The 22201-nt window shown below is 62.7% G+C and carries 22 protein-coding genes and 1 pseudogene; 14 read left to right on the forward strand and 9 right to left on the reverse strand.

Annotation, left to right across the window (positions count from 1 at the left end; genetic code table 11):
- Positions 1-324 precede the first annotated feature (324 nt).
- Positions 325-1395, forward strand: coding sequence for a DUF4118 domain-containing protein (locus tag BB934_RS36405; RefSeq protein WP_237050621.1), 1071 nt, complete (start codon positions 325-327; stop codon positions 1393-1395).
- Positions 1356-2297, forward strand: a complete 942-nt coding sequence (locus tag BB934_RS36410) for a magnesium transporter CorA family protein (protein WP_237050551.1) — start codon at positions 1356-1358, stop codon at positions 2295-2297. The genes BB934_RS36405 and BB934_RS36410 overlap by 40 nt, the downstream gene beginning before the upstream one ends.
- Here BB934_RS36410 and BB934_RS36415 read toward each other — a convergent pair.
- The gene (locus BB934_RS36415; RefSeq protein ID WP_099514626.1) at positions 2275-3072 is read right to left on the reverse strand and encodes a TerC family protein; all 798 of its coding nucleotides are present in this window, start codon (positions 3070-3072) and stop codon (positions 2275-2277) included. The genes BB934_RS36410 and BB934_RS36415 overlap by 23 nt on opposite strands.
- A gap of 618 nt (positions 3073-3690) precedes the next feature.
- Here BB934_RS36415 and BB934_RS36420 point away from each other — a divergent pair.
- From BB934_RS36420 to BB934_RS36435, 5 genes are all read left to right on the forward strand, one after another.
- Entirely contained in the window at positions 3691-3975 is a 285-nt protein-coding gene (locus BB934_RS36420; protein WP_157934542.1) for a hypothetical protein, read from the forward strand.
- Positions 3976-4009: 34 nt separating this feature from the next.
- Complete coding sequence (locus BB934_RS36425; protein ID WP_237050552.1) at positions 4010-4693, forward strand: 2OG-Fe(II) oxygenase family protein; 684 nt, start codon at positions 4010-4012, stop codon at positions 4691-4693.
- Positions 4694-5070: 377 nt separating this feature from the next.
- On the forward strand, positions 5071-5244 hold the full coding sequence (locus BB934_RS47865) for a hypothetical protein (RefSeq protein WP_157934266.1): 174 nt from the start codon (positions 5071-5073) through the stop codon (positions 5242-5244).
- Between the two features lie 332 nt (positions 5245-5576).
- Positions 5577-5894 carry an antA/AntB antirepressor family protein gene (locus BB934_RS36430; protein ID WP_157934543.1) on the forward strand — a complete coding sequence of 106 codons (318 nt, stop codon included), beginning with the start codon at positions 5577-5579 and terminating at the stop codon, positions 5892-5894.
- Positions 5895-6356: 462 nt separating this feature from the next.
- Positions 6357-7655, forward strand: coding sequence for an ISNCY family transposase (locus BB934_RS36435; protein ID WP_099514629.1), 1299 nt, complete (start codon positions 6357-6359; stop codon positions 7653-7655).
- A 76-nt stretch (positions 7656-7731) separates the two neighbouring features.
- Here the strand turns inward: BB934_RS36435 and BB934_RS36440 are convergent, their stop codons facing one another.
- A complete protein-coding gene (locus BB934_RS36440; RefSeq protein ID WP_099514630.1) occupies positions 7732-8142 on the reverse strand; it encodes a hypothetical protein in 411 nt (136 codons plus the stop codon).
- A 195-nt stretch (positions 8143-8337) separates the two neighbouring features.
- Positions 8338-8556 (reverse strand): hypothetical protein, encoded by a 219-nt coding sequence (locus tag BB934_RS36445; RefSeq protein WP_099514631.1) that lies wholly within the window; start codon positions 8554-8556, stop codon positions 8338-8340.
- A 537-nt stretch (positions 8557-9093) separates the two neighbouring features.
- Here BB934_RS36445 and BB934_RS36455 point away from each other — a divergent pair.
- Entirely contained in the window at positions 9094-10101 is a 1008-nt protein-coding gene (locus BB934_RS36455) for an ABC transporter substrate-binding protein (RefSeq protein WP_099514633.1), read from the forward strand.
- A gap of 240 nt (positions 10102-10341) precedes the next feature.
- Here the strand turns inward: BB934_RS36455 and BB934_RS36460 are convergent, their stop codons facing one another.
- Positions 10342-11943, reverse strand: a complete 1602-nt coding sequence (locus BB934_RS36460; protein WP_335645655.1) for an adenylate/guanylate cyclase domain-containing protein — start codon at positions 11941-11943, stop codon at positions 10342-10344.
- Positions 11944-12350: 407 nt separating this feature from the next.
- Positions 12351-12767, reverse strand: coding sequence for a hypothetical protein (locus BB934_RS36465; protein ID WP_099514634.1), 417 nt, complete (start codon positions 12765-12767; stop codon positions 12351-12353).
- A 192-nt stretch (positions 12768-12959) separates the two neighbouring features.
- Here BB934_RS36465 and BB934_RS36470 point away from each other — a divergent pair, with 192 nt between their 5' ends.
- Positions 12960-13871, forward strand: a complete 912-nt coding sequence (locus BB934_RS36470; RefSeq protein ID WP_099514635.1) for a ketopantoate reductase family protein — start codon at positions 12960-12962, stop codon at positions 13869-13871.
- A 62-nt stretch (positions 13872-13933) separates the two neighbouring features.
- Entirely contained in the window at positions 13934-14314 is a 381-nt protein-coding gene (locus BB934_RS36475) for a hypothetical protein (RefSeq protein WP_099514636.1), read from the forward strand.
- Between the two features lie 302 nt (positions 14315-14616).
- Here the strand turns inward: BB934_RS36475 and BB934_RS36480 are convergent, their stop codons facing one another.
- Complete coding sequence (locus tag BB934_RS36480) at positions 14617-14934, reverse strand: phage integrase N-terminal SAM-like domain-containing protein (protein WP_099514867.1); 318 nt, start codon at positions 14932-14934, stop codon at positions 14617-14619.
- A gap of 387 nt (positions 14935-15321) precedes the next feature.
- Between BB934_RS36480 and BB934_RS36485 the strand changes: the two genes are divergently transcribed.
- Positions 15322-16584 carry an MFS transporter gene (locus BB934_RS36485; RefSeq protein ID WP_099514637.1) on the forward strand — a complete coding sequence of 421 codons (1263 nt, stop codon included), beginning with the start codon at positions 15322-15324 and terminating at the stop codon, positions 16582-16584.
- A gap of 311 nt (positions 16585-16895) precedes the next feature.
- Here BB934_RS36485 and BB934_RS36495 read toward each other — a convergent pair whose 3' ends face one another.
- A complete protein-coding gene (locus tag BB934_RS36495; protein ID WP_099514639.1) occupies positions 16896-17606 on the reverse strand; it encodes a sigma-70 family RNA polymerase sigma factor in 711 nt (236 codons plus the stop codon).
- Positions 17607-17718: 112 nt separating this feature from the next.
- On the opposite strand from BB934_RS36495, the gene BB934_RS36500 reads away from it, so the two are divergent.
- Positions 17719-18381, forward strand: a complete 663-nt coding sequence (locus BB934_RS36500; protein ID WP_099514640.1) for a DUF6766 family protein — start codon at positions 17719-17721, stop codon at positions 18379-18381.
- Positions 18382-18618: 237 nt separating this feature from the next.
- Here the strand turns inward: BB934_RS36500 and BB934_RS36505 are convergent, their stop codons facing one another.
- Positions 18619-19113 carry a YciE/YciF ferroxidase family protein gene (locus BB934_RS36505; RefSeq protein WP_099514641.1) on the reverse strand — a complete coding sequence of 165 codons (495 nt, stop codon included), beginning with the start codon at positions 19111-19113 and terminating at the stop codon, positions 18619-18621.
- 196 nt (positions 19114-19309) lie between these two features.
- Here BB934_RS36505 and BB934_RS36510 point away from each other — a divergent pair, with 196 nt between their 5' ends.
- Positions 19310-20485, forward strand: a complete 1176-nt coding sequence (locus BB934_RS36510) for a YihY/virulence factor BrkB family protein (RefSeq protein ID WP_099514642.1) — start codon at positions 19310-19312, stop codon at positions 20483-20485.
- Between the two features lie 196 nt (positions 20486-20681).
- Here the strand turns inward: BB934_RS36510 and BB934_RS36515 are convergent.
- Positions 20682-21275: pseudogene (locus BB934_RS36515) on the reverse strand (IS6 family transposase); the annotation flags it as partial.
- Between the two features lie 425 nt (positions 21276-21700).
- On the opposite strand from BB934_RS36515, the gene BB934_RS36520 reads away from it, so the two are divergent.
- Positions 21701-22162, forward strand: coding sequence for an Hsp20 family protein (locus BB934_RS36520; protein ID WP_099514643.1), 462 nt, complete (start codon positions 21701-21703; stop codon positions 22160-22162).
- The last annotated feature ends 39 nt before the right edge of the window (positions 22163-22201 follow it).

Here is a 22201-nt window from a genome sequence, read left to right on the forward strand (position 1 = left end):
ATTGCGGAGGACCTCCTCAGTTTGGACTGACATCTGCGGTTGCCCAGCGCCGGCGGCAGGGCCTCGGAGGGGAACCCTCGCGAGAATTGTGTGGCCGATGATGTGTCATCGACGCCCGCTGACAGATCGAGGCAGCCCCGGACGAACACACGGAAATGCGGTGATCAACCCGCGCATCAGAGTTTGCTCAACCGTCGTCTTGACGGCTCTGCCGCCGGCCCTGCGCAATCGCTCCATCCTGCCGCGCCCGGCTTCTGCCCTGGGATCGCACACCCACGTCCAAGCTCATTGACAACGAACATCAGAGGTCTCGGATTGACCTCCGTGGTCCGTCTCCCGAACGTCTCGATGGTGTTCCTTCTGGCGGTCCTGTTCTCCGCCGCCCGTTTCGGCATCTGGCCAGCCCTATTCTCATCGGGACTGTCGTTCCTGGCCTACAATTTCTTCTTAATCGAGCCACTGCACAGCTTTTCGGTCACCGAGCCTCATGAACTGCTCGCGCTGTTCGTTCTCCTGGCCGTCGCGGTTCTGACCTCCGCCATTGCCGGCCACGCCCGCGAGCAGGCGCGACGTGCGGCCGAGCGGGAGGTCCCATCGCGGCGTCTGTACAAGTTCGCCCGCCGTCTTTCCGCCCTGGCCGATCCTCAATCCGTTGTGGATCACGCTGCCATTCAGGCCCATGGTGACCTGCGGTGCCCGTGCATGATCCTGCTGCGCGGGCAGGGCGGGCTCGTGGTGTCAACAGCCTGGCCGCCCGCAGATCGGCTCGACCCGGAGGCGCTCGCGGCGGCCAGCCTCGCCCTGACAAAAGGAGAGGCAACCGGCATGGGGACCGCCCATTGCCCGACGGTGCCCTGGCTGTTCCTGCCCCTGCGGACGCCCGAGGGGACCATCGGGGTCATCGGCGCCGCCCTCTCTGATGCCATCCTCGACCCAGAGGCCCGAACCCTGTTCGAGACGGTCGCCGAGCTGACCGCTACGGCTCTGGCGCGGCTCGGCCAGGAGATTACTGCGGCCCGAACCGCCGCCGAGACCGAGCGGGTCCGCAACACCCTGCTGGCCTCAGTCAGCCATGACTCCCGGACCCCGCTGGCGTCGATCCTGGGGGCTTCGACCAGCCTGATCGAGTACGGCGCCCGGCTGCCGGAGCCGGCCCGTCGTGACCTGCTCGTCCAGGTGAAGGACGAGGCCGAACAACTCGATGGCATGGTCAAAAACCTTCTGGCGATGACGCGTCTGGAGGCCGGGGCGCTTGAGCTCAACCGGGACTGGAGCGATCTGCAGGAACTGTTCGATCGTGCCGTCGCATTTGCCAAGCGACACGGGGCGCCATCTACCGCGATGAGGCCGGATCGGTGCGCGAGAGCGCCTCCCTGGAACTGCCGAGCGAGGTAATCTGGATCGACCTCCTCGAACCAACGGCGGAAGAGAAAGCCTTCGTCGAGAGCCGGACCCATATCCAGGTGCCCTCGATAGACGCCCTGAGCGAGATCGAGGCCTCAAGCCGTTTGCAGGTGGACCGTGGCGTGATCTATCTCAGCATGCCCATTCTCGCCCGCAGCGACACCCCCGAGGCTTTCCTGTCGCCGGTCGGGTTCATTCTGTCGCCGACTGTGCTGGTGACGGTCCGGTTCGCCAAGCTCTCCACGTTCGACCAGGTGGCGGAGCAGATCCACCATGACCCATCCCTGGCCACACACGTCGGGGTGTATACCGCCTTGCTCGAGGCGATCGTCGACCGTGGTGCGGACGTGCTGGAAGGTCTGCGCGGCGAACTCGACCAGATCTCCCACAAAGTATTCCGCGGCAACCCCACTCACCGGAGCCATACGGTCCGTTCCACCGATGCCCTGCGGATGACCTTGGGCGCCGTAGGAGCGATCGGCGAGCGTGTCTCGCAGGCACGGGATGTGCTGCTCGGGGTCGGCCGGATTGCGTCGTTTGCCGGCGATATCGGCGAGGAGTGGATCACCCCGGAATTCCGGGTGCGGCTCAGGGCCGTGTTGAAGGATGTGGCTTCGCTGAACGAATACGAGGCGCATCTCTCGGGCAAGGTGCAATTCCTGCTCGATGCGGTGCTGGGCTACATCACGATCGAGCAAAACGACCTGTTCAAGGTGCTGACCATCGCCTCGGTGGTGGGGATCCCACCGACGCTGATAGCCGGTCTTTACGGCATGAACTTCAAGTTCATGCCCGAACTCGACTGGACATGGGGCTATCCGTTCGGGTTGGCCCTGATCCTGGCCAGCGCTCTCATTCCCCTGATCTGGTTCAAGTGGCGGGGCTGGTTCTAGCCTGCGGTTCATCACCGTTCTCGACCGCAGCCTCAGGGTTGCCGTACGGGTTATGAAGATGAACCACCTTGGCGGCCCGGCGCCGCGCAACCGTGTTGAGCGCCTCGACCGCAACCGAGAAGACCATCGAGACATAGATGAAGGCATGATTGAAGTGGACGCCGAAGCCGTCGGCAACGAGCGTGGTGCCGATCATCACCAGGAATGAGAGCGCCAGCATCTTGGTGGTCGGATGGCGTTCAACGAACTCGCCAACCGGCCGCGCCGCCGCCATGAGCACAATCATGGACAGAACAACAGCAACGGCCATCACCCAGATCTCGGTCGCAAGGCCCACCGCGGTGACAATCGAGTCGATCGAGAACACGAGATTGATCACTGCGATTTGAATAACCACAGTGGCTACCTTGCCATACATCTTGGCCGTAGCTTCCCCTTCGACGCCCTCGAGATTGGCATGGATCTCCTGCACGGCCTTGTAGACCAGGAAGAGCCCACCGGCGATCAGGATCAGATCCTTGCCCGTGAAGCTCTGGCCAAAGGCCGAAAACAGCGGTTCGGTGAGGCTGAGAACCCAACCAATGGCAAAGAGCAGAACCAACCGAGGCACCAGGGCCAGGGTCATTCCGAGCTTGCGTGCGAATGGCTGCTGCGGGGCAGGCAGCTTGCCGACCAGGAGCGCGATGACGACCAAGTTGTCGACGCTGAGCACCACCTCCAGGGCGGTCAGTGTCAGAAGGCTGAGCCACACCTGAGGGTCGAGGAGCGTATCCATTGTTGTAATCCCCTCAATGTTTGAAGGCCCGCAGTCTTAAGGCACAAACTGGCATTTAGAGGCTGAGGGCCGTTTGTCATCTTCTGACTGGGATAAACAAGGGCGTTGATCTCGGCAGCACCTGCGGGCATCAAGATTGATGGTTGGCGAGTTTTTTGCAAAATTATGTTTTACTTACTTGGCGTAACTGGCCCGCCGTAGGCGCCGTAGAACCAACGGCTTAGCGTCGCTGCCCTGATGTAAAAGGGCGCTGAGATGCTAATCCTTTGGCCATGCCACGGCGAAGGGACTGCGATAACGCTCAACGCACCCGACGCGAGCGTGCAAAGCCGTGGCATGGCTAACCTCCTGTCGTGAGGCGACGTGCCATTCGACCTCAATCTCACCCTCGCGTTAACCTCCCGGATAGCTTGAGTGAAAAGCTGCAGACTGATCCAACCCTTCGTCGTGCCAGCACGGCGGCAGCCGGGCTTAGCACTCCTCCCCAGGCGTGTCGGCTATCCGACAGACAGAGTTTCCTTGATCCAGTACTGGGAGCCTCGTAAGACCAAGCTGAGGCAGGAGCGAGAGTGGCCAATGAACTGCCCCGCTTCGGTGCGTGATCGTTGGACTGAGCCGATGAACCGACATCCGTTTCGTTCGCCCGTTGTCGTGACCCTTGAGACCGCACCTGGGCACAAGAGCCAGTACCTGATCCGTGACCTCTACAAGGCCATGGCCGTGATGCGCTGGTACAAGCTCAGGCATCTGAGTGATCTTCGCGTGCTCAGTCCTGGAATTTGGCTCGTCACTGCGTCCGCCATGGCCCGGGCACACGAGCACCCCGATCCCGGGACCATCGAGCATGCCCGGGACATGTTTGCCGCTCTTGCAAAAGCGGCTGGTGTTCTCGCCGGCTTGTAGACCCCAGATGGGGATTGGCGGACGACAGCGGCCCGTGCCAGTCTGCGACCGGGGCATGATGCGGGTGGCTGCCATGAACATCCAGGGATTTGCCATGAACGTCATTGATCTGAACTCCGTGCGCAATGCCAAGCGCTTAGCCGATCCCTACGATTTCATCCTGGGCTCGAGCTTCCTCCAGGCCACCGCCCTTGACGACCTGCGCCGGGACTTCCCCAATATTGTCAAGCCAGGTTACCTGACGGTCGACGAAGTCGATCTGCACGGCCGCTTCAAGACCCTGATCGATGAACTCGAAGGACCCGAACTCACGGAGGAGCTGTCGCGCACGTTCGGCCAGGACCTGCATCGGTTTCCGCGCCTGACCACCATCATGAAGCGATCGCAACCGAAGTACGGCGCCATCCACACCGATGGCCCCGCGAAGGTCATGACGATGCTGGTCTACATGAATGACGGCTGGCAGCAGGACGCCGGCGGGCGCCTGCGGGTCTTGTACAACGAGAAGGACTTCGAGCCCTATGCTCTGGAGGTTCCACCGGACATGGGCACCCTGTTCGCCTTCCTGCGCTCGGACACGTCATGGCATGGCCATCGGCCCTTCACCGGCGAGCGCCGGGTGGTGCAGGTCGCCTGGGTGAAGAGCCAGGCGGATGTGGAGCGCAAGAAGAAGCACAACAAGCTGGCCCAGGTCTTCAAGGGCATCTTCAAACGGTGAGGCAGCGAGGTCGGCCAGGAAGCGGCGCGCCATCCTCAGAGAGAGGTCGAACGGCACTTACCGCTGGGCGACAGTCACTTGTGAGGTCCACAACGGCCGGAGGAGGGGCTCGGCAATGACGCTGCCAATGATGATCAGCGACGCGAGCACCAATCCAATCCGGCCACAGACCGCAACTCGATCCTTCCAGGGCACGTTTGAACCCTCCGAGCGTCTGACATCGCGGACAACGTAGAGGAGTGACGGTTGGTTGCCAATACGGCCAAGCCGGTCCCCGTGCCCCCTTCATGGCTTGCTCCCTTTGGCCTGCTTCGTTGTTTCAGGAAGGAGTGCTAAGTCTTGCAAGACCAACCTCATTCGGCGGGATCTCACCCGGCATGACCACGCGGACGCTCCTCCTTGCGCATGTCGGTAGTGCCGTGCTTGGAACGGCGGCCCTGTGGTGGTTTGTCATGCCGGGAGCCGCCCTGGAAGCGATCGCTGATGGCATTTCAGCCGCTGCCGTGGCGGGCTATGCTGAAATCATGGCGATCAGGCTTGGCCTTCTCTGACATTCTCTCATGCGGATTGCGTGGGTCGGCGCCGACAACCCGATGATCGCACCACTGCCTGCGCTGAAGGCAGCATGCTCCGCTCGGTGTACAGCGATTTCCTCCCAGCGGGCCTCCCTCAAGCCAGCGATGGTCTCTCGGCTTGGATCGTTGGAGCATTGCCCCCATTGCTCCTTCTCCAGGCGGGGAGGGGCCGGCGATGGTGCCATTTCTGGCCCCTCCCCATTGCAAAGGCTCCCTTGTCGACGAGTTGATGGAGCCGGGAGGGAGCTGAGGTTCAAACCCACTCTCACGTCAGCTAAATAAGCCTGTCAGGCGCCATTAGGCGCATCGTGGTCCCAACGGGAAACGCCCGTGACCTGCACCGCTTCCTCGAAGTGCGCACGAACTTCTCATTGGGGATGAAGGACCGCATCAGCCAGGACAGCTTCGTGGAAGGCGTTGACTGCGGTGTTGACTTTGGTACCCCAAACTCGGGAACCCAAATTGGACGAGTGGAGATGGCCGTTCTGTTGGGTACTGGATCAGTCGCGACATGGCTGCAGCCGTCGCGGCGCGGGCTACCAGCGCTTGGCGAAATGCCCAACGGCAGCGCCGACAGCGATGCCAAAGGCAATGCCGATCGCGATATGATCCAGAGCCGCGCCTAAGGCCGCCCAACACCCACACCGATCGCAATTCCCAGAGCCATGCTTCGCTCCTTCAGAAGGGATTTGAGATAAATCGGCTGCCATCCGTCTGTGCAAGCGGCCAAAAGCCTAGGGGTGTCGAGGCAGTTCGCCCGGGTCTGCGTCCAACAGCCGGATTATTGCCGTGATGAGGATTATCGTGGTGATGATGCCGCTCACGACCACAATGAACCGAAAAAAGTGTTCTACGAAATCCTCTGGCAGCCGCTTCATGATCTCCCCCCGAGATCTCTTCTGGGGAGGACATCGGCGGTGATCCGTAACATAGGTTAGGGGAGCTCGGCGATCTCGTCTGTCGGTTAATAGCGTTCCATACTGAGGATTATGCGAAATCTCAGTGTAGACGCAATATAGAGATGACACCCCTCTGCAAAGTTCAAATGGCACTCTCCTGCTTTTCGGGGCTGCAGGAGGACGTGCCGTATGACGGTGGTGTCGATGAGCGCCAAGGAGTTTTCCCGGCTGGATGTGCTGATGGATTTAGAAGCCCGTCGGGTGACCGTTCGGGACGCTTGCGGCCTGCTCCGGCTCAAACGCCGACAGGTCTTCCGGCTGTTGAAGGGCTTCCGGCAGCATGGAGCTGTCTGCCTCGTGTCGAAGCGGCGCGGCCAGCCCGGCAACAACCGGCTTCCCGCGTCAGTCCGCGACTTGGTCATGACGATCATCAAGGAGCGCTATCCAGACTTCGGTCCGACGCTGGCTACTGAGAAGCTGCGGGAGACCCATGGTTGTCCCGTGTCCCGAGAGACGGTCCGCAAATGGATGATCGAAGACGGTCTGTGGCTGGATCGCCGCCGGCGCCTTCCTTCGGTTCATCAGCCACGCAATCGCCGCGAGCGCAGGGGCGAACTGATCCAGATCGACGGCTCCAAGCATTGGTGGTTCGAGAACCGTGGCCCACAATGCACGCTTCTGGCTTATATCGATGATGCCACCAGCCAGCTGATGCATGCGGCTTTCGTGCCCTCGGAGTCCACCTTCGATTACCTGCGCGAGACGCATGAATACGTCACAGCCCATGGCCGTCCGATCGCCTTCTACTCGGACAAGCACGCCATCTTCCGGGTCAGCAACACAGAGGCTGAAAGCGGCGACGGCATGACCCAATTCGGGCGGGCCCTGCATGAACTCAACATCGACATCCTCTGCGCCAACACACCGGCTGCCAAGGGCCGCGTCGAGCGCTCGTTCGGCACGCTGCAGGATCGCCTGGTCAAGGAGATGCGGCTTGCCGGCATATCGACGATCGAGGCAGCAAACGCCTTCCTGCCGGGGTTCCTGGCCGATCATAACCGGCGTTTCGCCAAGGAGCCCATCAGCCCCTCGGATGCGCACCGTCCGGTGCCGCAGGACATGGTGCTGGAGGATATCTTCGCCTGGAACGAGGAGCGCACCATCACCCGCAATCTGACGCTCCAGTACGACAAGGTGCTGTTCCTGCTCGAGCCCACTGAGCTGACGCGCCCTCTCGCCCGCCAGCGTGTGACGGTGATCGACTATCCGGACGGACGGCTGGCGATCCGGCACAACGGGGTCGACCTGCCATACCGCACCTATGACAAGCTGCGGCGGGTGACGCATGCGGCGATTGTCGAGAACAAGCGCCTGAGTGAGGTGCTGGCCTATGTGGCGCAGCGTCAGCAGGAGCGGGACGAGCAGCGCTCGGCCAAGGCGCCGCGCCGGCGGGGGCAGGGTGAGCGTCACATGTTCAAGACACCGTAAGGCGCCCCGGCGGAGCAACCCCGACCAGCTCCGCCGGGGCGCCCTCCCCAACCGGTTTTAGACCCAGGGTGTCATGTCAACTTTGCACGCTAAGTGCCATTTCTGGATTGCGCCGAGACTCAGACTCTATTGTACCGACGCAGCTTGAGGCGGCAGGATCGCGCATTTCGTCATATGCAGTATCGCGCCCTGCTGGGTGACATCGGGCTGGTAGAACGAGCCGCACCAATGCCCCGTAGGTCTCACCCGCATCTCCGAGCAGGGCGCGGTATTGGATGCGTTCGTTCGGTACGTTGATCCATTGCTGATCCACGAACATCTGCACGCCGCGTGCGGTAAAGCGATACAACGCAGGGCGGCAATCCTGGTTATCGCAGCAGCTCCCGCCTCCCTCGTCCCTCAGATGCGAGTAGATGTCATGGGCTTGGATCGGCAGCGGCAGGCTGGCGACGAGAACGGCGACCACAAAGGCAGTTCTGGACGACATATGCCCTCTCCCTTACGGATGGGCTTAATCCCTCAGGGGCGGCTCGGGGCGCTGTGTCGGAGCCTCGAGGGCTGCGAGAGAGGCGAGGTCAACTACCGCCTCAAGGATACGCTCGTTCCGCCACGCTTACAATGAAACCGTGGTAGGAGCATTTTCTGAATTCCATACTGGGCCTTATGCGAAATTGAGACTCGCTCAGATGATAGTTTCGATCGAGCGATCCTGAATGCTTCTCTCAAGCTCAAGCATACCGTTGGTGATGCTCGCCCAGCGTCCAGCCATCAGCACTGTGGCCGAGACATTCACAAGAGCCAGGACGACCACCAGGACCATAATAAGGCGGGGAAACTCTTGCGGCTGTTGACCGCGATCCCTGGACCAGGGGACCCGCCGGTGAAGGTTGGAGGCAATCATCGGGCCATTCCTCAAAGGAAGTCCAACCAAGTCTGCCGTATGATGCGCGTGCAGCGCCAATGGTGAGGTGCGCCAGAGCACTTGGAGGGATGCGAATTGCGTGGCCCCCGCGTGCGGCCAGACGTATAATCACCAGCAGTTTGGCATTGGCCTCAGCTCGGCATATCGCCATGTCTAAGATACCGAACAGATGCGAAGTGCTTGCTAAGATTGACCGGGACATCGCTGAAGGCGAACGGCACGTGGCGGAGCAGATTGCCCTGATCAAGTGGATGAAAGGCGAGTGCCTCGACACGGCCTTGGCTCGGAATTTGCTCTGTAATCTAGAACAAATCCTTGAGCATTGGCACGCCCACCGACAGTTGATCTTGGAAGCGAATCCGCAAATCCGAGCGCAAAATCTCTAATTCCACACACGGCCTTCCGCGAAAATGCTTCGGCCGCTCATGCCGCTGGCGCCCGCTTGATGTGAGGAGTAACATGAGAACCAGGCACGTTTTCGAATAGCGCGCGACGACGCCATCACGAGGTGATTGGATGAGGCGGCGCGATCTCATACTCGGCGGAGTGCTCGCTGCGGGCTTCGCGCCGCGAGCCTCGGCGCAGCCAAAGGAGCGTGTCCGGCAGCTCTTGCTGATAGGGAACGCTTGGTCCGACCGGGTGCCCCCTGATCTGGCCTCACCGCGCTGGTCCGTCTTCCTGGATGAACTCCGACGTCACGGCTACGCAGTCGGCGTGAACCTTGCCGTGAGCTGGCGTGAAGGTGTCGAGGACTGGGGCGGGCCGCGGGATGAGTGGGCCGAGGTGATGGACGACATTCGCCGGCTTTCGCCGGATGTCATCGTAACCACCTCGCATGGTTGGGCGCGTGCGTTGAATGCCGTGATCAGCATGATCCCGATTGTTGTCTCAGCTCTAAGTCCGATTGAGCAGGAGGTCATATCTGGCCTTACCCGAGCATCCGGCAACATCACGGGCATCGCGATCGACCTGGGACCTGACTTTTACAGCAAGCAGCTCGATCTCCTTTTGGAGGCGGCACCAAAGGCGTCCTATGTTGCCTTGCTCGGCTCGGAACGAGCCTATCGGGGCATGCGGCAGCTTTGGCGGGAAGCCAAGCAGCGCGGTGCTGGCATCCAGGAATTTCTCTACTCCAACAACTATGAAGCTCTCTTCAGCTCCATGGTCCGGGAAGGCGCAACGGCAGTGCTCGTCCTTGCGGATGCCAACCATGTCCCTCACGCCGATCGGATTGCACGATTGGCGAGACAGTACCGGCTGCCTCTCATGAGTCCATTTCGTCGCCTGACGGAGGCCGGCGCCCTGATGTCATACGGCATTGACTGGAGCGGGGTCGATCGCGGTCTCGCGGTGTACAGCGCGCGCGTGCTCGGCGGGACCAAGCCCAGCGAACTCCCCTTCGAGCAGCCAAGCCGCTACGAACTCGTGCTCAATCTCCAAACAGCCGATGATCTTAGCCTGACGTTCCCTGGCTCGCTTATCGCTTTCGCCGACGATATGCTCGAACGAGGCCGCACCCCTTGATATTGCTCAATCTCATCGGACCGATGGGTGCCAAGAATTGCAGCATTAGGCAGCAAAAACGACCAGATTTAGTCTGACTCTTCTGGGAGCTTCCGGCTCCCCTTGCCGGAGTGGGAGCGACGTAAGCGTTGAAGGGGAACTGAGGCGGAAGCGCGCCGAACTGCTCAGCGACGCCGAGGAACCGGGAACCAGGATCGCGGCGATCGACCATGTGATCGTAGCTCCGATCTCGTTGCGCTCTCAATTTCCAGGACCAGGACCAGTGCAGGACGGCAGCCCGGCAAGGCGCAGCCCCATTCGCAGCCGCTCCATGTCAGCCGCATGCTGAAGGAGCGAAGACCACACGATCCAGTCAATGTAGTCAGACGGACCCGCCCCCGGATCGCCGCGCCAGTGGCATGCAATCTCGCGGACGAGTTCGTCTCCGCGGCGAGCCGCCTCGTCGAGGCGGCCTTGGTGGGCCAAGGCTGCGACGAGCCATCCGGTGTCCCGCAGGCGCCGTGCCGGTATGCCGAGGATCGACCGCTCCAGAAGGGCAGTCGCTTCCCCGTAGTGACCAAGCTGGAAGTGCAGGCGTGCAACGAACCTGTCATACCAGAGCGGGTGCCGCGGATTGAGCCGGTAGGCGGTCTCGGCGGCCGCCATCCCGCGTTCGGGCTTGCCGGTTACCGCTCGCATCCAGGCCCAGAGGATCTGGATTGATGCGTCGTTCGGGTTCATGGTCCGCGCGAGATCGAAGTGCCGTTCTCCGCGGTCGAAATCGCGCACAAACGCGCACATCATCCCGAGCGTGCAATGCACCTGGGGATCGTTCGGGTCGAGCGCCAGCGCTCGCTCCGCGAGGTCCAGGGCCGAGAACCGATGCTCATCCGGCTGGGGCCCCACTCCCGCAACGACGTTAATGGAGCGGTTCAGATGGATATAAGCGAGGCCCGTATAGGTGCGTGCGAAGGTTGGGTCGATGGCACGCGCCTGCTCGTAGAGCGCCTCCACCTGCGCCTGTACCTCGGGGGTGAAGGTGTCCGAGAGCCGCAGACCCTTGAGGAACAGATCGTACGCCCGGATGTCCTCCGGCGGACGCCGCCGGGCCGCAACCTCGCCCTCATCGCGGACCCGCTGTGCCACCGTTGCCACGATGCTCTGGGCGATCTCCTCCTGCACCGCGAACACGTCCTCGATGGCCCGGTCGTATCGCTCGGCCCAGAGATGGGTTCCACTCGCTGCATCGACGAGTTGGGCATTGATGCGCACGCGGTTGCCCGCGCGGCGCACGTTGCCCTCGATTACGTAGGTCGCCCCGAGGGCATGGCCGATCTCGCGCACGTCCATGCTCTTGCCGCGGAATGCGAATGAGGAATTGCGCGCGATCACCATGAGTTCGCGAAAGCGCGACAACTCGGTCAGCACCTCCTCCGTCATGCCGTCGCTGAAGTAAACCTGCTCTGGGTCGCCGCTCAGATTGTGAAAGGGAAGCACCGCAATGACAGGCTTTTCACCGGCCCGTGGCGCTGGGTCCAATTGGGCCAGCCTGCCCTCCGGCATCAGCCGGTAGGCTCTGACGGGCCGCGCGATGTTCTTGAGTCGCGGCTCACCCGCGTACGCAAAGCGGACATCGAGTTTGCCAGGAAGCTGGTCGTAGGCGGCGCCCGAGATCATGACGCCGCCCGGCTCGCAGATCTGTTCAAGCCGGGCTGCAATGTTGACCCCGTCCCCAAGGAGATCGTCACCCTCGATGACGACGTCGCCGAGGTTGACACCGATACGCAGGACGATCCGGCGCTCTGGAGGCACCTGCTCCTGTCGGCCGGCCACCTGCGCCTGGATAGCTGCTGCGCAAGCCACCGCGCCAACCACAGACCCCGAACTCCGCAATGAGTCCGTCGCCCAACAGCTTGACCAGACGACCGCCGCGCTCGGCCAGGAGAGGCTCGAGCACTGTCTGCCGCAAGTCCTTCAAGGCGGCCAGCGTCCGGGCCTCGTCAGCCTCGACCTGGCGCGAATAGCCGACGACATCGGCCACCAGGATCGCGGCCAGTCGTCGTTCCACCTGTGACGGCGTCATCCTGCTCCCCGCGGCTCGGTGCCCATGGGCAGTCATTCCGAAAGTCCGAGAACACGGAACATTAGCCTGGGGCGGCGTTAGCGGCGACTGCCAACTCGAGCGATACGCGTATCGATGACGAGCATCCGCGAATGGAATGGACCGGCTCCTTCCCGTGCTAGGTCGTCTGCAAGGACCAGCACGGCGGTCACTGGGGAAGCAGCTTGCGCAAGCGAGTTGCCCTTTGCCCGACAGCAGGATCCCTGCCATCCGTCGCCTCGTTTCGCGGCCGCCCATAGCGCCGAAAATCTTCTGAATGCAAAATGTTACGGAGAGCTTGGTGGTCCTTGCTGCCGAATGCCGAAGAATTGCGGCATGCGGCAGTAAGGACCGTATGGCAACAGGTAAAAAGTGTTTGGTAGCGGGAGATCCCTGTTCCGTTCAGGGCTGTCGCGCTGCCCATGGCATCTCCGCACGCGATGTCGAGAAAACGGAAAGGCTTCGGCGCTTCAGTGATCAGGATCTCGTGCAGCAGGCCGTAGACCTCGCGGTGGAACATGGAGTTGCGCTCGATCACCTTGCGGTAGGTCTGCCACTGGGTATGGAAAATCGCTTGCGTTGCCATGACACCCTCTCGCAGATCGCTGGCCTCTTGGGCGAGGTCGGGGTTCAGGCACGATAGGACCTCAGGGTAGCACACTTCGGCCAGAGGAGCGTTGCGCACCCTGAACTACAAGCGCCCAACGTGCATCGCCGCACGTGACGGTTCGCGATCGCGCCCCATTCTGGTATCCTTCACGGAGAGCGGAGGCCAGCCATGCGGATCGCGGTGATGGGCGCCGGCGGGATCGGTGGGTACCTCGGCGGCTGGCTGGCTGCCGTGAGAGAGGATGTCGCCTTTGTGGCCCGAGGCGCTCATCTCGAGGCTCTGCGCTGCGACGGCCTGCGCATTGCGAGCCCGTTTGGTGACCTGCATCTGCCTGATGTCACGGCCACGGACGACCCCACGGCGATCGGACCGGTGGACCTCGTTCTGTTTACGGTCAAGCTCTACGACAGCGAGACGGCCGCGGCAGCAGTGGTTCCTCTGGTTGGCCCGCACACCCGCGTGCTGACGCTCCAGAACAGCATCGACAGCCTCGACATCCTCGCGCGGCATGTCCCGTCCGGGCAGCTCATCGGCGGTTCGATCTACGTTGCGGCCTCGATCGCGCAGCCTGGGGTCATCAGCGTGCCCGGCGGATCCAGGCGCCTTGTAGTGGGCCAGGCCAGCGATCCGGTGATCCAAACCCTAAGGGAAGCCTGTGAGCGCGGCGTCGGCATTGAACTCGAGACGGTGGAGGATGTCGCTCCCGTCCTGTGGGAGAAGTTCGTCATCCTGTGTGCCTTTGCCGGAGCCACGAGCCTCATGCGGGCGGGCATCGGTGCGATCTTGGCCGACCCAGAGGCCCGGGTCTTCATTGAGCAGCTTCGCGATGAAGGCTTCGCGGTAGCGGCAGCATCCGGCCATCCGGTCCCGGAGGAGCGTCGGCCACGAATGATGGCGCTGTGGGAGAGCCTGCCGCCGGAGACACGCTCCTCGATGGCCAACGACCTTGCCCGCGGCAAGCCACTTGAACTCGAGTGGCTGTCCGGGCGCATGCATGCGCTCGGCACAGATCTGGGAGTGCCGACGCCGGCCCAAACGGCGGTCTTCCGCGCCCTGCACTTGCACGCTCACCCATCGTGACGCCGAACGTGCAGCTCGGCAGCACCGCATGTTCTCGTTACGACACGCAGGGAGAGGCTTCCATGATGAGCGAGTACAATGAGTACTTCACGGCTCCCAGCTTCGTTGTCGTCACCATCAGGGGCGGCAAGGTGAGAAACGTGTTCGGTCCCTTCGATTCCCGGGAGAAGGGGCAGGCATTCGGGTGTTGCCAGGATTGCACCTTCGAGGTGGTGAAACTGACCGCTCCGATGCAGAAAAAGCAGCCGGTGACGGTCACCTTCGCGCACTCGCCGGAGAATGCCGGTGTGGTCAATGCGCTCGCGCGGGAGCTCGGTGTCTCGTGGAGCGAAGGCTTTCCTGACGCAGGCACCTTCGTGCTCAAGGGCCGGCTGAACAGGAACGAGATCAGCGCGTTCAGGACCCGGTTCGGCCACGAGCCGTGGTTCACGCTGCACGTCTGAGCAGGCGTCGAGGAGTGCCTCGATGGTCCGCGTCGTGCCGGAGCGCATGAGGACGTGTGGAGCAACACAGGCTCCGCTGTCTTAGCACTCCATTTCACTGCCGCTGAACGGGTTTAATCGCCGCCTTGCGGGTAATCCCTTTCACCGTCTGCCACACATTTCCCTCATGCTCCCTTACTCCACCATCACGGTGTCAAATTCAGCCCAGGCGCTCCGCAGCTGGGTTTGACCCGCCAGGCTTCTCAATCGAGCAATGAGCCGATCCAGCCGCGGGGTGAGCATGAGCAGGTATCGGCTCGGTTCTATGACTCTGTAGGTATGCGCCAGTCCAGCCGGGCCAAAGACCGTGATGCCGGTCTGAGCGTCCACCTCGCGGTGCTCGAACCGGAACTGGAAACATCCAGCGTCACGGTGAAGAAGAAGCGCAGCGCCGAGACGGTGCTGTCGATGTTCGAAGGCTGCACGCCCGCCTGCGTCTGGTGCCACTGGAACCGGCGCAGGTCCTCGGCTGTGGCCCTGTCGGGGGAGCGGCCAAGGAAGGCGGCAAAGGTTTTCACGTACCGGATGTAGTCGTGCTGCGTCTTCGCGGTGAAGCCGCGCACGGTCATGTCCTCGATCATGCGCTTGCGCAAGGCGCTGCCGCACGGAGGCGACGGGTGGACGGTGGAGGTTCCTCTCAAGCCGAAGGTTGACCCTTCATGCCCAGAGGCGGAGCCGCGTCCGTCACCTCTGGACGATCACAGGCTCACTGACTCCAGAGGCTAAGCTTCAGCCTTGAAACGCGCGCCCTGCGGCTCCTAAGTGACAACCGCGGGACGCTGGTCGTGGCCACCTTGCCTCTTGGCTTCGAGAAAACAGGTCCCGGCCCAGAGTCACCTCGTGGGGAGCAGATCGATTCCATTGACAACCCATTGGGAGCGGGCATCTACTGAGCCCATGGGGATTGCGATCTCCCCACGAGGCGGCATGCCCAAGCATCGCGTCCTGTCTTTCGAAGGGGACGCCGCATGCCAGCAACCAGCAGCACCGTCAAAGCCAATTCCCGATCCGGAGCGGGTACCCGGATCCGCTCAAGCAAGGTCCTGCCGCCGGACATCCAGCGGGTTCTCTGGGCGCGGTCCTTGCGGGCCTTCGGCGACGGCTACGTCGCGATCCTGCTTCCGCTCCATCTCTCACGTCTTGGCTACGATGCCTTCGGTGTCGGGATCATCTCGACCGCGACCTTGCTGGGCTCCGCCCTGCTGACGCTCGCCGTCGGGCTGGTCGCCTACCGGATCCCGAGGCGTCGTGCCTTGCTCGCCGCGGGTCTCCTGATGGCGACGACCGGACTGGGCTTTGCCGGGATCGAGGGCTTCTGGCCGCTCCTGCTGATCGCGTTTGTCGGCACGCTGAACCCGTCCGGCGGCGACGTGAGCCTCTTCCTGCCTCTCGAGCATACGGTGATTGCCCATGTCGTCGCCGACGAGGAGCGCACGGCGGTGTTCGCCCGCTACAGCTTTGTCGGCGCCTTCTTCGGCGCTCTCGGGGCGCTCTCGGTCGGCACGGTCGATTGGTTCGCCCCGGTCATTCCGCCGCCCGCAATGACGACGGTTCTCTTCGGACTGTACGGCGGCATCGGGCTGCTCACCTGTTTGCTTTACCGCAACCTCTCCCCCAAGGCCGAGGCCGGGACGGACAGCCCACCGGCACCGCTCGGACCATCGCGCGGGATCGTCTATCGGCTCGCGGCCCTGTTCTCGGTCGATGCCTTCGGCGGGGGCCTCGTCATCAACTCTTTGCTGACGATCTGGCTCAGCGAGCGGTTCGGCATCGGCGTCGGCACCATCGGGGCGATCTTCTTCGCGACCAGTTTGTGCTCGGCCGTGTCGTACTTCGCGGCGGTGCCGTTGGCCAAACGGTTCGGACTGATCAACACGATGGTGTTCACACATCTGCCGTCGAGCCTCTTCCTGATCCTGACGGCCTTTGCCCCGACGATCTGGATCGCGTTCGGGCTGCTGATCCTCCGCAGCCTGCTGTCCCAGATGGACGTGCCGACCCGGTCCTCCTACGTCATGGCGGTGGTCCGGCCGGAGGAACGCCCTGCCGCTGCGAGCGTGACGGCGGTGCCCCGGAGCCTGGCCTCGGCGGTCGCGCCGCTGCTGTCCGGCTGGCTGCTGACGGTGACGCCGTTCGGCTGGCCGCTCGTCCTCGCCGGCACCCTGAAGGCGATGTATGATCTGGCGCTGCTCCGGCAGTTCTCGGCCATCAAGCCGTCGGAGGAGCGCTGATGCGGTCGGCGGCCACTGGCCCGCCGGTGGCCGCTTCAGTGACCTCAAACCCCGCATTTTCCAATCCCGCCACAGCCATCTCGCGGACGAACGTATCATTCTCTACGACTAAGACCTTCGTGGCGTCCGCACTTGCCTGGTTCCCGCGCCTATGGCGGCCTGTCGCTCTCATCGCCCGGGGCTCTCATCGCCTGGGATGCGTTCAGTTCCACGGCAGCCGTCCGAGAAATCCCCTACCGCAGAACTGAGGTTCACCGACCGAGGGCGCTCGGACCGGAATGCATTTCCGCATCCTGATATCCAGAGGTCCTTTAGGCCGGCGCGCCGTGCGCTCCGGCGATGCCATCCTCGTGGTCGAGCCCCATCAACTCGGCCAGGCGCGTCCTTGTCCGGTTGACCCGGCTCTTGATCGTGCCAACCTTCGTTGCCAGAGCCTCGGCGGCTTCCTCGTACGACAGTCCGTCCGCACTCACGAGCCGCAGGGCCTCGCGCTGCTCCCAGGGCAGCTTGGCAATCGCCGCGTGCATGTCCTGCACCGTGAGCCGGTCCTCCTGGTCCGGGATCGTGATCATGCCGGCCGCGTGGATCCCGTCCGCATCCTCGATCTCACGCTGCTTCGTGCGCCGGGCGGAGAAGAACAGGTTGCGCAGGATGGTCATGAGCCAGGCCTGAAGATTCGTGCCGGCCTCGAACGTCTCCTGCTTGCTGATGGCCTTGAGCACCGTCTCCTGCACGAGATCCTCAGCCTGGTGGATGTCCCGGGTGAGCGAGATCGCGTAGGCCCGCAGCGACTTCAGGCCGGCCATGAACTCGTTGACAAAGGCCTGGTCCACCGGCTCCGTGTGCGCTCGGATGACCTGCGCCACGCGATTGAGCAGCCGGGCCAGGCTCCGGGGCATCTTCTCCGCGTCTGGGTTGCCGTAGACGGCACGCAGCTCGCGCCCGAGATGGGTCTGGATCGCATCGGTGAGGGACGAGTTGTCGGCGGGATGGGAGCGTTCGATCGCGATGCACGGTGTCATCGCTCATCAGACGTAACAGGCCGGCCTGCTTTCAACCGCGCGGGCGGATCGGAAACCAGCATCCCCGTCCGGCGTTGTCCAACCGTAGCGGTTCGAGTGCGAGGTCAAATGTATGCGTCGTTTCCTCCATGACAACGGACTGTCGGTTGTACTCTTCTCCCTGTTCCTGGTCTCGCTCATTGGCCAAGCCCTGACCGGGTGGAAAGCCCATGCCGAGGACCTCCGGATCCACGACATGCCGGCAATTGGCCTGCTTTCCTATCTGACCAGCGGCCACTTCATCTCGGCGGTGTTCGAGAACTGGGAGAGCGAGTTCCTCCAGATGGCCGCCTACGTGGTCTTGACGATCTTCCTGTTCCAGAAGGGCGCCTCGGAATCTAAGAAACCGGACGAAAGCAACCCTGAGGATGAATCGCCATACGCCCATCGAAGCGATCCGGATGCACCGGGGCCTGTCCACCGTGGCGGCCTGCTGCTGAAGCTCTACTCGCACTCCCTCAGCATTGCACTGGTCACGCTCTTTCTCGTCTCCTTCTGGCTGCATCTGGCGGGGAGCACGCGTCGAATGAACGAGGAGGCGCGTGAGCATCGCCAGCCGCCACAAACCATGACCGACACGCTCGTCGACCCGGAGTTCTGGTACGAGAGCTTCCAGAACTGGCAGAGCGAGTTCCTGTCGATCGGGGTGCTGCTGGTGCTCGGCATCTACCTGCGCCAACGCGGGTCGTCTGAGTCCAAGCCCGTCGCCGCGCCGCATCACGCGACCGGGCATTGATGCGGGCGCGGTCGCCCGATCTCAGGTCTGTGGCCTGTGCATCGCGGGATGGGAGGCATCATATTGCGGACGAACCCTGATGCCTTTCACAAAGTAGGGTCATCGTCTCCTCGCTCAATTGGTCACGGCACTCTCCGAGGCTCAGGCCCGTTGACCGACCACATCGACAAACGAAAGGCCGGATCTGCATGATCCGGCCTCGAGCGGTTGAGCAGGCACTTCGGCTGCGGGCGACGCCTACGCCGCCTTGACGTTGACCCGGGCCTCGGCCAGTCGGGAGAGAAGGGCGTCCGTTTCCTTCTCCTCCTGAAGGGTCTGATCGAGCAGCGTCGCGGCCTCGGTCAGCCCGAGCTCCCGGGCCCAGGTTTTGAGCGTGCCATAGCGGGTGATCTCGTAATGCTCGACGGCCTGCGCTGCGGACAGGATGCCGGCATCGAGGGCGGGACTGTCGGCGAAATCCTCCATGATCTCGGTGCCCTCGTCGATGATGCCCTTGATCGCCTCGCAGGGCACGCCGCGCGCGGGCTTACCAAGGAGCTCGAAGATCTGCTCGAGGCGCTCGATCTGCCCTTGCGTCTGCTCGCGATGGGTCTGGAAGGCGGCCTTGAGCTCGCCCGACTCCGCCCCCTTGGCCATCTTCGGCAGGGCCTTCAGGATCTGCTTCTCGGCATAGTAGATGTCTTTCAAGGTGTGAAGGAACAGGTCGTCGAGCGTCTTCTGTTTCGCGGCCATGAACGGTTCTCCTGGCTTCGGGTCAAAGGGTGCAAGGCATTGATGCGGCGACTAACGGCACGGCATCACCGAAGTTCCAAAATCCGCAGTGGACCAGCCAGAGACAGGGAAGCGAGGGAACCTTGGGTTGACCGTCCCGGTTGTTTCAATGGCCAAGCCTGGCCGTTGCCTGCATTCCGGAGAACGGAATTCCGTCATGACCGCTGCCACTGAGCCGCCTCAGGACCCAAAGGAGCGCCGGGGCCTCTCCGCGACAGTCACCATGCTGGCCATCGTGGCGGGATGGGCCCTGGCGCGTCACGTCCTTGCCGGCGATGCAAGTGCGGGAGCAGCAGTCAAACACCAAGGCCGTCAGGCCAGTGCGGGTCGACCAGGTCAGGATCGCAGCGCTGGGCCGCCTGCTTCTCCCGCAGCAGCCGCGGGCGAGAAAGAGCGCGGACGCGAAGCCGACACGCCGACGCAGATCCCGACGCTCGGCTGGAAGGACATCCTGTGGCGGACCTGGGAGGAGTTCGGGCAGGACCGGATCATGGCCGTGGCGGCAGGCGTGACCTACTATGCCCTGCTCGCGATCTTTCCGGCGATCGCCGCCTTGGTGTCGGTCTATGGCCTGGTGGCCGATCCGGCGACGATCCAGGAGCACCTCAACGCCCTCGCGGGCGTGCTGCCGGGGGGCGCGCTCGACATCATCCGTGATCAGGTCATCCGCATCGCCTCGCAGGGCGGCGGTACCCTGGGTTTCAGCTTCCTCGTCGGTCTCGTCCTGTCGCTGTGGAGCGCCAATGCCGGCATGAAGGCGGTCATCGATGCCCTCAACATCGTCTACGACGAGGAGGAGAAGCGCGGCTTCGTGCAGCTTAACCTCCAGTCGCTGGCTTTCACGCTCGGCGCCATCGCGTTCATCCTCCTGGCCCTGGCCGCCATCGTCGTGTTGCCGATCGTCCTCGACTTCATGGGACTCGGCAGCGGGGTCGAGTGGCTGCTCGCGCTGGCCCGCTGGCCGATCCTCCTCGTCGTCGTGGTGGCGGGGCTGGCCATGCTGTACCGCTACGGCCCGAGCCGCGACCAGGCCGAGTGGAAGTGGGTGACGCCGGGCGGCCTCGTGGCGGCCGTGCTGTGGCTCGTCGTGTCGATGCTGTTCTCGTGGTATGTGGCGAACTTCGGCAGCTACAACGAGACCTATGGCTCGCTGGGTGCCGTGATCGGCTTCATGACTTGGATCTGGATTTCCGGCATCGTGGTCCTGGTGGGCGCCGAGATCAACGCCGAGATGGAGCACCAGACCGCCAAGGACTCGACGGTGGGCCCGGATCGTCCGATGGGGGAACGCGGTGCAACCATGGCCGACACCGTCGGTGCCGCGAAGGCATGACGATCGGACCTGATAATCCCGTCATCGCCAGCACCGCCATGAACGGTGCACCGGTGAACGGCTTCCCCGTACCGAGCGGGACGCTGACGGTCAGTGCTTCGATGACAATCTCTCCCCCATGCGACGGAGACCAAGCTTGAAAGGGCACCGTCAAGTTATCGGAGAGGGAGACATCTATCCCGGGTACAGGTCTGGATCAGGCGGCACTCGCGATGCTAGTCATCTCACTCCAGACCTGAAAGGCCCGAGCGCGGGCACGGCGATGATCAGCAGCGTTGGTGTTTGCAGGGCGGCGGAAGAGATTGGCAACCTGATCATGGACCCAGAGGAAGCGTTGCGCCTGCTCGGCTGACTTGAAGCGTTTCATGATGCGCTCTCGCCGTCGGGTGGGCTGATGGCTATTCTCTGCTCGATTGTTCAAACCTCGATGTTGGCGATGCTCGACGCCGGGCATGATTGCTCGCCTGGCTGCACCATAACTCGCGAGTTTGTCGGTGATCATCACACGCGGAGTCGCGCCTTGTTTCTTGAGCAACTTGCGCAACAGCCGTTTGGCGGCTCTGGCGTTGCGGCGGCTCTGAACCAGAATATCAAGCACAGTCCCGTGCTGATCGACAGCACGCCAGAGCCAATGCTTCTTGCCAGCGATGCTGATCACAACCACGTCGAGATGCCATTTGTCGCCAGGGGCCGGAAGACGGCGGCGGATCTGGTTGGCAAAGCGCAGGCCGAAGTTCAACTCCCACTGCCGCACCGTCTCATTGCTGACCAGGATGTTGCGAGCCGCCAGCCCGCAAGCTTGGTCGCAGGGGCGACCGTCGAGTGGACGCAACGACTGGACACGGACTTTACCCGAATTGCAGCCCTAACATACACCTCCTGTGACGCTGGCGCGAGTGATGGGGATGCCAGCGGTCGCCTGACTGCCTTTCGCTGATCGGCATCGAGGCATTTAGGAGAGAATGACAGCTATTAGCCGGGTAAGCCGACCTTCAAACCGCTGAGCTGAAGGGCAGGACGTGATCCAGAGCAGACCATCCGGACGATACCATGCCCTGTCACATCCGGGCCTTACTCTGCGATCCCGGCCCTCTTGAAACCCCGAAAAACTGCTCCTATCATCATTTGTGCCAAGGCTTTTGACGAGCTTGGCTCTTCGGGCGCCGGTGGTGTCCGGCGCTCTTGTGGTTACGTTGCTCTAAGGAGGATGTGGCTATGAGAACAGCGTTTGATTTCTCTCCTCTGTATCGCTCCACGGTCGGCTTCGACCGGCTGTTCGACCTGATCGATCAGACGGCGCGCGTGGAGGCGCCCCCGAGCTGGCCGCCCTACAACGTCGAGAAGATCGGCGATGATCAGTACCGCATCACGATGGCGCTGGCCGGGTTCTCGCCCGACGAGATCGAGATCACCCAGAAAGAGAACCGGATGCTTGTGGCAGGCCACAAGCATCCGGAGCAGGAGAACGGGCAGTTCCTGCATCACGGCATCGCCACGCGCGCCTTCAAGCAGAGCTTCAGTCTCGCTGACTACGTCAAGGTCCGGGAAGCCAAGCTCGAGAACGGCTTGCTGACGGTCGATCTCCTGCGCGAGGTGCCGGAGGAGATGAAGCCCCGTCGTATCGAGATCAGGACCGGTGGTGGCCCGAAGACCATCGAGCACGACAAGGCAGCCTGACAATTTGATCAGAGGTGAGGTCGACGCTGGTCCAGGAGT

Origin of the sequence: Microvirga ossetica, from assembly GCF_002741015.1 — a bacterium.
GTDB lineage: Bacteria > Pseudomonadota > Alphaproteobacteria > Rhizobiales > Beijerinckiaceae > Microvirga > Microvirga ossetica.

Coding starts and splice junctions, on each gene's coding strand:
- BB934_RS36415 (WP_099514626.1), bottom strand. CDS start 3,072: ATGGATACGCTCCTCGACCCTCAGGTGTGGCTCAGCCTTCTGACACTG.
- BB934_RS36420 (WP_157934542.1), top strand. CDS start 3,691: ATGAACCGACATCCGTTTCGTTCGCCCGTTGTCGTGACCCTTGAGACC.
- BB934_RS47865 (WP_157934266.1), top strand. CDS start 5,071: ATGACCACGCGGACGCTCCTCCTTGCGCATGTCGGTAGTGCCGTGCTT.
- BB934_RS36435 (WP_099514629.1), top strand. CDS start 6,357: ATGACGGTGGTGTCGATGAGCGCCAAGGAGTTTTCCCGGCTGGATGTG.
- BB934_RS36440 (WP_099514630.1), bottom strand. CDS start 8,142: ATGTCGTCCAGAACTGCCTTTGTGGTCGCCGTTCTCGTCGCCAGCCTG.
- BB934_RS36445 (WP_099514631.1), bottom strand. CDS start 8,556: ATGATTGCCTCCAACCTTCACCGGCGGGTCCCCTGGTCCAGGGATCGC.
- BB934_RS36455 (WP_099514633.1), top strand. CDS start 9,094: ATGAGGCGGCGCGATCTCATACTCGGCGGAGTGCTCGCTGCGGGCTTC.
- BB934_RS36465 (WP_099514634.1), bottom strand. CDS start 12,767: ATGGCAACGCAAGCGATTTTCCATACCCAGTGGCAGACCTACCGCAAG.
- BB934_RS36470 (WP_099514635.1), top strand. CDS start 12,960: ATGCGGATCGCGGTGATGGGCGCCGGCGGGATCGGTGGGTACCTCGGC.
- BB934_RS36475 (WP_099514636.1), top strand. CDS start 13,934: ATGATGAGCGAGTACAATGAGTACTTCACGGCTCCCAGCTTCGTTGTC.
- BB934_RS36480 (WP_099514867.1), bottom strand. CDS start 14,934: ATGATCGAGGACATGACCGTGCGCGGCTTCACCGCGAAGACGCAGCAC.
- BB934_RS36485 (WP_099514637.1), top strand. CDS start 15,322: ATGCCAGCAACCAGCAGCACCGTCAAAGCCAATTCCCGATCCGGAGCG.
- BB934_RS36495 (WP_099514639.1), bottom strand. CDS start 17,606: ATGACACCGTGCATCGCGATCGAACGCTCCCATCCCGCCGACAACTCG.
- BB934_RS36500 (WP_099514640.1), top strand. CDS start 17,719: ATGCGTCGTTTCCTCCATGACAACGGACTGTCGGTTGTACTCTTCTCC.
- BB934_RS36505 (WP_099514641.1), bottom strand. CDS start 19,113: ATGGCCGCGAAACAGAAGACGCTCGACGACCTGTTCCTTCACACCTTG.
- BB934_RS36510 (WP_099514642.1), top strand. CDS start 19,310: ATGACCGCTGCCACTGAGCCGCCTCAGGACCCAAAGGAGCGCCGGGGC.
- BB934_RS36520 (WP_099514643.1), top strand. CDS start 21,701: ATGAGAACAGCGTTTGATTTCTCTCCTCTGTATCGCTCCACGGTCGGC.